Source organism: Monashia sp. HAY1-2A (assembly GCF_056755315.1).
This window is the reverse complement of sequence record NZ_JBNDHY010000148.1, coordinates 1-10,527: the sequence shown is the minus strand read 5'-3', so window position 1 is coordinate 10,527 and position 10,527 is coordinate 1. Positions and strand designations below refer to the sequence as shown.

8 protein-coding genes are annotated in these 10,527 nt (G+C 72.4%); 1 reads left to right on the top strand and 7 read right to left on the bottom strand.

Going from position 1 to position 10,527, the window contains the following annotated elements; all coding sequences use genetic code 11:
• The coding region (locus ACPYOM_RS17840; RefSeq protein WP_481346986.1) for a class I tRNA ligase family protein at window positions 1-1,273 on the bottom strand (1,273 nt) is incomplete at its 3' end.
• A 345-nt stretch (window positions 1,274-1,618) separates the two neighbouring features.
• On the opposite strand from ACPYOM_RS17840, the gene ACPYOM_RS17835 reads away from it, so the two are divergent.
• Window positions 1,619-2,152: an NUDIX hydrolase family protein gene (locus tag ACPYOM_RS17835; protein ID WP_481340570.1), complete on the top strand. Its 534-nt coding sequence runs from the start codon at window positions 1,619-1,621 to the stop codon at window positions 2,150-2,152.
• Window positions 2,153-2,186: 34 nt separating this feature from the next.
• Here the strand turns inward: ACPYOM_RS17835 and ACPYOM_RS17830 are convergent, their stop codons facing one another.
• From ACPYOM_RS17830 to rbfA, 6 genes are all read right to left on the bottom strand, one after another.
• Window positions 2,187-4,178, bottom strand: coding sequence for a TIGR03960 family B12-binding radical SAM protein (locus ACPYOM_RS17830; RefSeq protein WP_481346985.1), 1,992 nt, complete (start codon window positions 4,176-4,178; stop codon window positions 2,187-2,189).
• Between the two features lie 51 nt (window positions 4,179-4,229).
• Window positions 4,230-6,095: an AMP-dependent synthetase/ligase gene (locus tag ACPYOM_RS17825; protein WP_481346984.1), complete on the bottom strand. Its 1,866-nt coding sequence runs from the start codon at window positions 6,093-6,095 to the stop codon at window positions 4,230-4,232.
• A gap of 437 nt (window positions 6,096-6,532) precedes the next feature.
• Window positions 6,533-7,618 (bottom strand): FtsW/RodA/SpoVE family cell cycle protein, encoded by a 1,086-nt coding sequence (locus ACPYOM_RS17820; RefSeq protein ID WP_481340576.1) that lies wholly within the window; start codon window positions 7,616-7,618, stop codon window positions 6,533-6,535.
• A 74-nt stretch (window positions 7,619-7,692) separates the two neighbouring features.
• Entirely contained in the window at window positions 7,693-8,733 is a 1,041-nt protein-coding gene (locus tag ACPYOM_RS17815; protein ID WP_481346983.1) for a bifunctional riboflavin kinase/FAD synthetase, read from the bottom strand.
• Between the two features lie 56 nt (window positions 8,734-8,789).
• Window positions 8,790-9,818, bottom strand: a complete 1,029-nt coding sequence (gene truB, locus ACPYOM_RS17810) for a tRNA pseudouridine(55) synthase TruB (protein ID WP_481346982.1) — start codon at window positions 9,816-9,818, stop codon at window positions 8,790-8,792.
• Window positions 9,815-10,327: a 30S ribosome-binding factor RbfA gene (gene rbfA / locus ACPYOM_RS17805; RefSeq protein WP_481340582.1), complete on the bottom strand. Its 513-nt coding sequence runs from the start codon at window positions 10,325-10,327 to the stop codon at window positions 9,815-9,817. The genes truB and rbfA overlap by 4 nt, the downstream gene beginning before the upstream one ends.
• Window positions 10,328-10,527 lie beyond the last annotated feature (200 nt).

Sequence of the window (10,527 nt, the reverse complement as noted above, 5' to 3'; positions counted from 1 at the left end):
AGGTCTCGCGACGCAGCAGCACCGTGCCGGGTGTGACCGAACCGGTGTCGCCCTCGCCGCGGGTGGCGGCCTTGAGGTGGTCGATGATGTGGGGGTTGGCGTCGAAGACGTGCATGCCCTCGTAGTCGGTGACCGGGTAGGTGAAGCGCGCCTCGGTGCTCACCGGGACGACCGGCGCGATGCCCTCGCGGTCGGTGACGAGCTTGTCCTCCTCACCGAAGGCGCCGGCGCTATGGACCAGGCCCGTGCCGTCGGTCGTCGTGACGAAGTCGGCCTCGACGACCCGGTGTGCGCGCTCGTGGCCCTGGTAGTAGCTGAACGGCGGCGTGTACGTCCGGCCGAAGAGCTCGGACCCCTTGAGCCGCTGGACGATCCGCTGCTCGGCGTCCTCGCCCAGCTCGTGCTTGTAGGCAGCGAGCCGCGCTTCCGCGACGATGTAGCGCTCGGCGGTGCCGGTGACGTCGGACTCGACGACGACGTAGTCGATGTCGGGGTGGACCATGATCGCGAGGTTGGCCGGGAGGGTCCAGGGCGTCGTCGTCCACACGAGGGCGAGCTCGCCGGTCTCGAGGCGCAGGCCGACGGTCACGGCCGGGTCCTGACGCATCTTGTAGACGTCGTCGTCCATCCGCAGCTCGTGGTTGGACAGCGGGGTCTGGTCGTTCCAGCAGTAGGGCAGCACGCGGAAGCCCTCGTAGACCAGGCCCTTCTCCCACAGCTGCTTGAAGGCCCAGATGACCGACTCCATGTAGCCCGGCTCGAGCGTCTTGTAGTCGTTGTCGAAGTCGACCCAGCGGGCCTGGCGCGTCACGTAGTCGCGCCACTCCCCCGTGTACTTGAGCACCGAGGCGCGGCACGCGTCGTTGAACGTGTCGATGCCGAGCTCGATGATGTCCTGCTTGGTCTTGAGGCCGAGCTGGCGCTGCGCCTCGAGCTCGGCGGGCAGGCCGTGGGTGTCCCAGCCGAACCGGCGCTCGACGCGGCGGCCGCGCATCGTCTGGTAGCGCGGGACGATGTCCTTGACGTAGCCGGTGAGCAGGTGGCCGTAGTGCGGCAGGCCGTTGGCGAAGGGCGGCCCGTCGTAGAAGACGAACTCGTTGTCGCCGTCGGTGCCGGCGTCGCGGTTCTCCACCGAGGCGATGAAGGTGCCGTCCTCGTCCCAGTACCGGAGGACGCGCTCCTCGATCTCGGGGAAGCGCGGGTTCGACGGGACGCCGGTCGCGCGGGCGTCGTCGGGCGTCGGGGCGGACGTGGTGACCTTGGGGTAGGTCATGCTGCGGGCTCCTGGGTCGGCGGTCTCTCGGCTGGTCGTGTGCCGGGGACGACGTCACCGCCGCGGTACCACCCCGCTTGCCGCGCGGGCCCGGGGGCGCGCGACCGCTCGTTCCTGGCTGTGACGGGCCACCCGTCCGGTTCTACTGGGACGCCGCCGGCTCGCGGTGTCGGTTCTTCCGGAGGCTCGCCGCTGATGACGGCTCGAACGCCTGTGCCCGCCAGTCTAGCCTGTCGGCTGCCTCGCCCGCCCTGCACCGGCCCGGCCGGGGCCGTCTCGACCTCACGCGGGCCGCCCGGCGGGCCGTCCCCGGCGGCCGGCCGGCCGTTTGGCACTATGTGAGCCATGACGGAAGTGGAGACGACCGGTGCGTGGCTCAGCCGCGAGGACCTCGACAACGCACGTGAGCGGCTCCCGATGCTCTACGTCCACGCGGTCCCGGTCCGCGTCGACGACAAGGGACAGGTGACCCACCTGGGCCTGCTGCTGCGCGCCGACAGCGACGGCGGCATCGGCCAGGAGGTCGTCGGCGGGCGCGTCCTCTACCACGAGAAGGTGCGCGACGCGCTGCTGCGACACATCGAGAACGACCTCGGTCCCATGGCGCTGCCGCGGATCCCCTTGTCGCCGCAGCCGTTCACCGTCGCCGAGTTCTTCCCCACGCCCGGGGTCACGCCGTTCCACGACCCGCGCCAGCACGCCGTGTCGCTCGCGTTCGTCGTCGCCGTCATGGGCGACTGCCGGCCCCAGAAGGACGCCCTCGACCTGTCGTGGGTCACCCCGGACGAGGCCGTGACGATCTCGGTGTCGACCGACATGAGCAACTCGCACGGCGTCCTCGTGCGCCAGGCCCTGGCCCACGTGGGCCACCCCGTCTGAGCCGACCGAGGGGGCGCGAGCGCACGAGCCGGCGTCAGTGCTGGTGCTCGAGCAGCTCGTCCCGCTTGCTGCCGAGCACCGTCAGCGGCAGCAGGGTCTTGCCCGTCGGGCCGATCTCGATCTCGGTGCCCATCTGCGGGCAGACGCCGCAGTCGAAGCACGGCGTCCACCGGCAGTCGTCGACCTCGGTCTCGTCGAGGGCGTCCTGCCAGTCCTCCCAGAGCCAGTCCTTGTCGAGGCCGGAGTCGAGGTGGTCCCAGGGGAGCACCTCGGACTGGGCACGCTCGCGGGTCGTGTACCAGTCGACGTCGACGGGCAGCCCCTCGAGCGCCACCTCGGCAGCGCGCATCCAGCGCTCGTAGGAGAAGTGCTCCGACCAGCCGTCGAACCGGCCGCCGTCACGCCAGACCTGCTCGATGACCCGGCCGACGCGGCGGTCGCCGCGTGACAACAGCCCCTCGACGATGCCGGGCTGGCCGTCGTGGTAGCGGAACCCGATCGACGAGCCGTAGCGCCGGTCGGCGCGGATCGCCTCGCGCAGCTTGAGCAGGCGTGCGTCGGTGGCCTCGGCGCCGAGCTGGGCGGCCCACTGGAACGGGGTGTGCGGCTTGGGCACGAACCCGCCGATCGAGACCGTGCAGCGGATGTCGCGGCGGCCCGAGACCTGTCGGCCCGTCTCGATGACCTTCTTGGCGAGCTCGGCGATCTGCAGGACGTCCTCGTCGGTCTCGGTGGGCAGCCCGCACATGAAGTAGAGCTTGACCTGGCGCCAGCCCGCGCCGTACGCCGCGGCGACCGTCTTGATGAGGTCCTCCTCGGACACCATCTTGTTGATGACCTTGCGGATCCGCTCCGAGCCGCCCTCGGGGGCGAAGGTCAGGCCCGACCGGCGGCCGTTGCGGGTGAGCTCGTTGGCGAGGTCGATGTTGAAGGCGTCGACCCGCGTCGACGGCAGGGACAGGCCGGTCTGGGTGCCCTCGTAGCGGTCGGCCAGGCCCTTGGTGATGTCGGCGATCTCGGAGTGGTCGGCCGAGCTGAGGGACAGCAGGCCGACCTCCTCGAACCCCGTGGCGGCCAGGCCCCGCTCGACCATCTCACCGATGCCGGTGATCGACCGCTCGCGGACCGGGCGGGTGATCATGCCGGCCTGGCAGAACCGGCACCCGCGCGTGCACCCTCGGAAGATCTCGACCGACATCCGCTCGTGCACCGACTCGGCGAGCGGCACGAGCGGCTGCTTGGGGTACGGCCACGCGTCGAGGTCCATGACGGTGTGCTTCGAGACGCGCCACGGCACGCCGTGCGCGTCGGCGGCCGGGGCGACGCGCTGGATGCGCCCGTCGGGCAGGTAGCTGACCTCGTAGAACGCCGGGACGTAGACCCCGCCGGTGCGGGCCAGGCGCAGCAGCACCTCGCGGCGCCCACCGGGGCGCCCCTGCGCCTTCCACTGCCCGACGATGTCCGTGATGGCGAGGACGGCCTCCTCGCCGTCGCCGATGACCGCGGCGTCGACGAACTCCGCGATGGGCTCGGGGTTGAACGCCGCGTGGCCCCCGGCGACGACGACGGGGTCGTCGTCACCGCGGTCGGCGGCGTGCAGCGGGATGCCGGCGAGGTCGAGCGCCGTCAGCATGTTCGTGTAGCCGAGCTCGGTGGAGAAGCTGAGGCCGAACAGGTCGAAGTCGCGCACCGAGCGGTGGCCGTCGACGGTGAACTGGGGCAGCTGGGCCGCCCGGAGCTGGGCCTCCATGTCGGGCCACACGGCGTAGGTCCGCTCGGCGAGCGCGTCGGGACGCTCGTTGAGGACCTCGTAGAGGATCATGACGCCCTGGTTCGGCACGCCGACCTCGTACGCGTCGGGGTACATCAGGGCCCAGCGGGTGGTCAGCTCCTCGCCGCCGGGGCCGTGCCCACCGACGTTCCAGTCCTTGACCGTGGAGTTGAGCTCACCACCGACGTACTGGATGGGCTTGTTGACCCGCTCCAGCAGGGGCTCGAGGGCGTTGAACAGGGACTCTCCGGGCATTGGTCCATGGTAAGCGGCCGGACGCGTCGGCCCGAATCGCGAGAGCGCTGCTCACGCGTCGGCGGCGTACATGGCGTCGAGCTCGGCGCGGTGCTTCTCGGTGACGATCTTGCGCCGCAGCTTCATGCTCGGGGTGAGGTCGCCCTCCTCGACCGTGAGGTCGTGGTCGAGGATCGTGAACTTCTTGATGGTCTCCCAGCGGTTGAGCCCGGCGTTGAGCCGGTCGACATAGCCCTGGACGAGCTCGCGCGCCTCGTCGGAGCCGGCGATCTCGGCGTACGAGCGCCCGGCGAGCCCCTGCGTCGCCGCCCACGCGGTGATGGCGTCGGGGTCGAGCGTCACGAGCGCCGTGGCGTAGTTGTGCCCGGCGCCGTGGACGAGGAACTGGCTGACGAACGGGCACTCGCCCTTGATCTTCGCCTCGATCTCGGCCGGCGCGACGAACTTGCCGCCGGAGGTCTTGAACACGTCCTTCTTGCGGTCGGTCACGTAGAGGAAGCCGCGCTCGTCGATGCGGCCGATGTCGCCGGTACGGAACCAGCCGTCCTCGCTGAGGACCGCCGCCGTGGCCTCGGGGTCGTTGTGGTACCCCCGCATGACGCCCGGCCCCTTGACGAGGATCTCGCCGTCCTCCTCGGCGATGCGCACCTCGGTCCCCGGCAGCGGCCAGCCCACCGAGCCGTAGCGGTACTGCCCGGGGTCCGGCGGGTTGACGGCCGTGCCCGACGACGTCTCCGTCAGGCCGTAGCCCTCGCCGACGAGCAGGCCGACGGCACCGAACCACCGGGCGACGTCCGGGTCGAGAGGCGCCGAGCCGCTGATCATGAACCGGACCCGGCCGCCGAACCGCTCCTGCACCTTGGACAGGACGAGGCGGGTGGCCAGACGGTGCTGGGCGGCGAGCAGGGCCGGGGGCTGCTCCCCCACCTCGCGCAGGTCGCGCACCTTCGCACCCACGCCGAGCGCCCAGTCGATGAGCCGCTTCTTGACGCCGGTCTCCTGGCCGAGCATGAGCATGACCCGCCCGCGAGCCTTCTCGAAGATGCGGGGCGGACCGGCCATGAACGTCGGTCGGATGACCGCCATGTGCTCGACGATCTTGTCGATGCGGCCGTCGACCGCGGTGGGAAAGCCGATCTGCAGGCCGGTCGCCAGCAGCATCTTGCCGAACACGTGCGACAACGGCAGCCAGAGGAACTGGAGGTCGTCCTTCGTCAGTGTGCCGATGGCCTCGATGACGGCACCCTCGTACACGACGCTGTCCTGCGCGAGCCGCACCCCCTTGGGACGACCCGTCGTGCCGGACGTGTAGATGACGACCGCCAGGTTGTCCGGGCCGAGCTGGTCGATGCGCGAGTCCACGAGGTCGGGCGTCGCCTCGAGCCACTCGGCGCCCCTCCGGGCCAGCTCGTCGGTCGTCATGACCCAGCCGTCGTCGCTGCCCGGTCCGGTGAGCGCGACGACCTGACGGACGTCGGGGATCTCGCTGCGCACCTGCCGGAGCTTGGCCACCTGGGCCTCGTCCTCGGCGAAGACGATCCCGCTGCCCGAGTCGGACAGGATGTAGGCGACGTCCTCGGCGATGGTCGTGGGGTACACCGTCGTCGTGGCGCCGCCGGCACAGATGACGGCGAGGTCGGCCAGGACCCACTCGACGCGGGTCGTCGACGCGATGGCGACGCGGTCCTCGAGCTGCACGCCGAGGCTGATGAGGCCGGCGGCCCACCGGCGCACGACCTCGTCGGTCTCGCGCCACGTCAGGGTGCGGAGCGTGGTGCTCTCCGGAGCGAAGAAGAGGTACGCCGGCGCGTCCGGGGAGTCGGCGACGCGGCGCCGGAACAGCTCGCCGACGCTCGGGGCACGGTCGTCGAGCACCTCCTGTCGCACAGGCTGGTCGGCACGTGACATCAGCGGCATGGGGGCTCCTTCGTCGCCACGGCGGCCCGTCATCGGCGTCAGCGGGCCGTCGTCCTTGCCGGGATGATGTCAAGGAACCCCGGTCCAGTCACGCATCGGTGACCGAACGACACCGCACCGTGACCCGTGGGTAACCCCGGGCGAGAACCGGGGCCGGCGGGTCCGACGCGAACGAGGCCTGCCCGCTGGGCGTCTGGCCCCACTCCCTACGACACTGCTCACTCTGGCTGAGCACTGACGTACGGGACGGGGGGTGTGCTCCCGGAGGGTGGGTGCCCGCGTCGCTGCGACACTGCTCACTCTGGCTGAGCACTGACGTACGGGACGGGGGTGTGCTCCCGGAGAGTGGGTGCCCGCGTCGCTACGACACTGCTCACTCTGGCTGAGCACTGTCGTAGCGAGTGGGGGCACAGGGGCCGACGTCCTTGGCCCCGACGTCAGCGCCGGGCGGTCGTCGACGCGACGTTGCCGACGATGCCGACCGCGACCCAGCTGGCGATCATGGAGGACCCGCCGTAGGAGACGAACGGCAACGGCAGGCCGGTCACCGGGGTCAGCCCGAGGTTCATGCCGATGTTCTCGAAGGACTGGACGCCGAACCAGACGGCCACACCGAGCACGACGAGCCGCCCGAAGGTGTCGGCCCGCCGTGCCACGAGGCAGGCCCGCACGACGATGAACCCGATGAGCAGCACCAGCCCGACCGCCCCGACGAAGCCCAGCTCCTCCCCCGCGACCGAGAAGACGAAGTCGGTCTCCTGGAACGGGACGAAGCCGGCCTGCGTCTGCCGGCCCTCGAAGAGGCCCTGGCCGGTGAGGCCCCCCGCCCCGATGGCGATCCGGACCTGGCGGGTCTGGTAGCCGATGCCCGACGGGTCGAGCGCCGGGTCGAGGAAGGCCCGGAGGCGGTTGCGCTGGTATCCGGCTAGGACGGGGGTGGTGAACGCTGCGACGACGGCCGCGGCGCCGGTCAGGGCCACTCCGGCGGTCCAGACGAACGGGGCCCCGGCCGCGGCGATGACGACGACGGCCATGGCCACGAGGACCAGTGCCGATCCGAGGTCCGGCTGGGCCAGGACGAGACCGACGGACACCCCTGCCACCAGCCAGGCGAGTGCGACGTCGCGATGCCGCTGGCGTCCCCCCGTGTCGCGACGATCGGCCCGCTCCGCGAGGAGCATCGCGAGGGCGACGGCGAGAGCGACCTTGGCCAGCTCGGAGGGCTGGAGCGTGAAGCCTCCCGGCAGTCGGACCCAGGACCGTGACCCGTTGACCGTGGCCCCGAGGGGCGTCAGGACGGCCGCGAGGCCGACGATGCCCGTGAGGTACACGAGCGGAGCCAGCGCCCGCAGCACCCGGACGTCGACGCGGGTCACCCCGACCGCGGCCGCCGCCCCGAGACCGACCGCGACGAGCTGCTTGACCGCGAGGGCCGACCCGTGGTCCGCACGGGTCGCCGACCACACGAGGACGACACCGACGAGCGAGAGCCCGCCCGCGCCGATGAAGAGGCCGAGGTCCACGCCCAGCCATCCCGCCCGCCTCCGGCCGCCGGCCCGAGTCGGGCCGCCGGTCATCGGGACGCGGACCGGCGAGGTCAGGCGCGTCCCTGCGTCGGCAGTTCGGTGGGCCGCTGGGTGGGCACGATGGCCGACAGGACGGAGCGACAGCGCTCGACATCGTTGCTCATCTGCTCGACGAGCGCGTCGATCGAGTCGAACTTCAGGGTCGGTCGCAGGTGCGACACCAGCTCGACGGCCACGCGCTCACCGTAGAGGTCGAGGTCGGTGCGGTCCAGGACATAGGCCTCGACGCGACGCTGCTGCCCGTCGAAGGTCGGGTTGGTGCCGATCGACACGGCTGCCGGCAGGGTGCGGTCGGGGTCTCGCGGGTCGAGGTCGAGGCGCAGCAGCCAGCCGGCGTAGACGCCGTCGGCCGGCACGAGACCCTCGTGGTCCTGGGACAGGTTGGCCGTCGGGTACCCGAGCTCGCGACCCCGGTGGTCGCCGTGGACCACCGTCCCGGTGACGCGGTGCGGCCGGCCGAGGATCTGGGCGGCGTGCTCGACGTTGCCGGTGAGCAGCTCGGCGCGCAGCTGGGTCGAGCTCCAGCGGGCCCCCGGCGACGAGGCGTCGGCCTGGGTCGTCTGGTGCGCCGCGCCGGTGTCGCCGATGTCCTCCAGGGCGATGACCTCGAACCCGTGCTCGGCGCCGAGCGTGCGGAGGGTCTGCACGTCCCCGGAGTTGCGCACCCCGAAGCGGGTGTCCTTGCCGACGACGACCGCGACCACGCCGAGCGCGTCGACGAACGTCGAGCGGACGAACTCCTCAGGGGTCTGCTGGGCGAAGGCCGGCGTGAACTCCAGCACCAGGGTGGCGCCGAGCCCGACCGACTCGAGGGCGTCGAGCCGCTGCCCGAGGGACATGACGGCAGCCGGGGCACGCTCCGGGTACAGCACGGCGATGGGGTGCGGGTCGAAGGTCACCGCGACCGGTGTGGCGTTCCGCTCGGCGGCCTCGCGCACGACACGCGTCAGGACCTCACGGTGCCCGCGGTGCACGCCGTCGAAGTTTCCCAGCGTGACGACCGTGGGCCCGAGGTCGCCCGGGATGTCGTCGAGTCCGAACCAGCGATGCACGGCGACCACTGTAGTGGCCGTCGTCGGGCTCCCCGCGTCGTGGTCGCGTACGCGCGTCAGACCCCGGCGGGCGCGGCGCCACCGCCCGCCGCCGCCGCAGGCCCCCCTGCTGGGGCGGGGACCTGGGCCACGGCGCCGGACCGGTCGGCCGCCGTGACGAAGACCACCCGCGAGCGCGCCAGCGGCCGGGTCTCGTCGAGGACGGCGACGAGGGTTCCGTCGGGGTCGATCGCGGCGACCGCGTCGGCACGCCTCGGCCCGCTGGGGATGCGCTGCCCGTAGCCGAGGCTCGTCGCCTCGCGCGCGGTCACCTCGTGCACGGGCAGGGCGGCACGGGCGGCGTCCGCGACGGGCAGCAGGGGCAGCGCACCGGGAGCGCCTGCCTCGGCGAGCGCTGCGAGGTCGTCGAGGGTGTGCGCCGCAGACAGGTCGATGCCACCGACGCGGGTGCGGCGCAGCGCCGTCAGGTGGCCGCCGACGCCGAGCGCGGCACCGAGGTCGCGGGCCAGGGCCCGGACGTACGTCCCGGAGGACACGTCGACCTCGACCTCGACGTCGACGACGTCGATGGCAGGCCCGACCTCGGGGGCGGCCCGGCGCGGACGCACCGAGTCGACGTGGAAGCGGCTGACCGTGACGGGGCGTGCCGGCAGGTCGACCGCGTCGCCGCGGCGCACTCGGGCGTAGCTGCGCACACCGTCGACCTTGATCGCGCTGACCGCGCTCGGCACCTGCTCGATGTCACCGGTGAGCGCGGCGACGGCCTCCGGCAGGCCGTGTTCGACCGCGGCGAGGTCCTCGACGCCGAGCGCCTGGGTGGTCTCGCCCTCGGCGTCGTCGGTCACCGTCGCCATGCCGAGGCGGATCGTGGCCGTGTAGGTCTTGTCGCAGCCGACGAGGAACGTCAGCAGCTTGGTGCCGCGCTCGACGCCGAGGACCAGCACCCCCGTGGCCATGGGGTCGAGGGTGCCGGCGTGGCCGACGCGTCGCGTGCCCGCGAGCCGACGCACCCGGGCGACGACGTCGTGGCTGGTCCAGCCGGCCGGCTTGTCGACGACGAGCAGGCCGCCGGGACGTTCGCTCATCGCGCGTCCGCGTCCGCCCCCGCCTGGGCATCGAGGTCGGCATCGAGGTCGGCATCGAGCCGTTCGTCGAGGTCGGAGTCGTTCTCGCCGTCGGTCGGCTTGCGGTACGGGTCGGCGTCACCTGCGTACGAGGCGCCGGCCGCCACCCGGGCCAGCTCCGCGTCGCGGGCGCGGGTGCGGGCCAGCACGTCCTCGAGGTGCGCGGCGCCCTCCGGGAGGGCGTCGGCGATGAACTCGAGGGAGGGCGTCAGCCGGATGCCGATGCCCTTGCCGACGGCCGAGCGGATGCGACCGGTGTTGGCGGCGAGGACGTCGGCGGTGGCCTGGCGCTCCTCGTCCGTGCCGAACACGGTGTAGAAGACGCTGGCGTGCTGCAGGTCGCCGGTGACGCGGCAGTCCGTGATCGTCACGAACCCGAGCCGCTCGTCCTTCAACCGGAACTCGAGGTACTCCGCGACGATGACCTTGATCCGGTCGGCGACCTTCCGAGCGCGTGCGGGGTCGGCCATGGTGGTCTCCTTGTCCTCGATGCTGCTCCTGCAGCCGATGGTGCCGGGGTGCGGCGTCGCCGCAAGGGGCGACGATCCACCCTAACGGGCGGGCGGGGTCGCGCCACGGCCGGCGTGACGCGCCGGGGGGGGGGGGGGGGGGGGGGGGGGGGGGGGGGGGGGGGGGGGGGGGGGGGGGGGGGGGGGGGGGGGGGGGGGGG

What these genes read in the sequence shown, in the direction of transcription:
- ACPYOM_RS17835 (WP_481340570.1), top strand. Translation starts at nt 1,619, where the DNA reads ATGACGGAAGTGGAGACGACCGGTGCGTGGCTCAGCCGCGAGGACCTC.
- ACPYOM_RS17830 (WP_481346985.1), bottom strand. Translation starts at nt 4,178, where the DNA reads ATGCCCGGAGAGTCCCTGTTCAACGCCCTCGAGCCCCTGCTGGAGCGG.
- ACPYOM_RS17825 (WP_481346984.1), bottom strand. Translation starts at nt 6,095, where the DNA reads ATGCCGCTGATGTCACGTGCCGACCAGCCTGTGCGACAGGAGGTGCTC.
- truB (WP_481346982.1), bottom strand. Translation starts at nt 9,818, where the DNA reads ATGAGCGAACGTCCCGGCGGCCTGCTCGTCGTCGACAAGCCGGCCGGC.
- rbfA (WP_481340582.1), bottom strand. Translation starts at nt 10,327, where the DNA reads ATGGCCGACCCCGCACGCGCTCGGAAGGTCGCCGACCGGATCAAGGTC.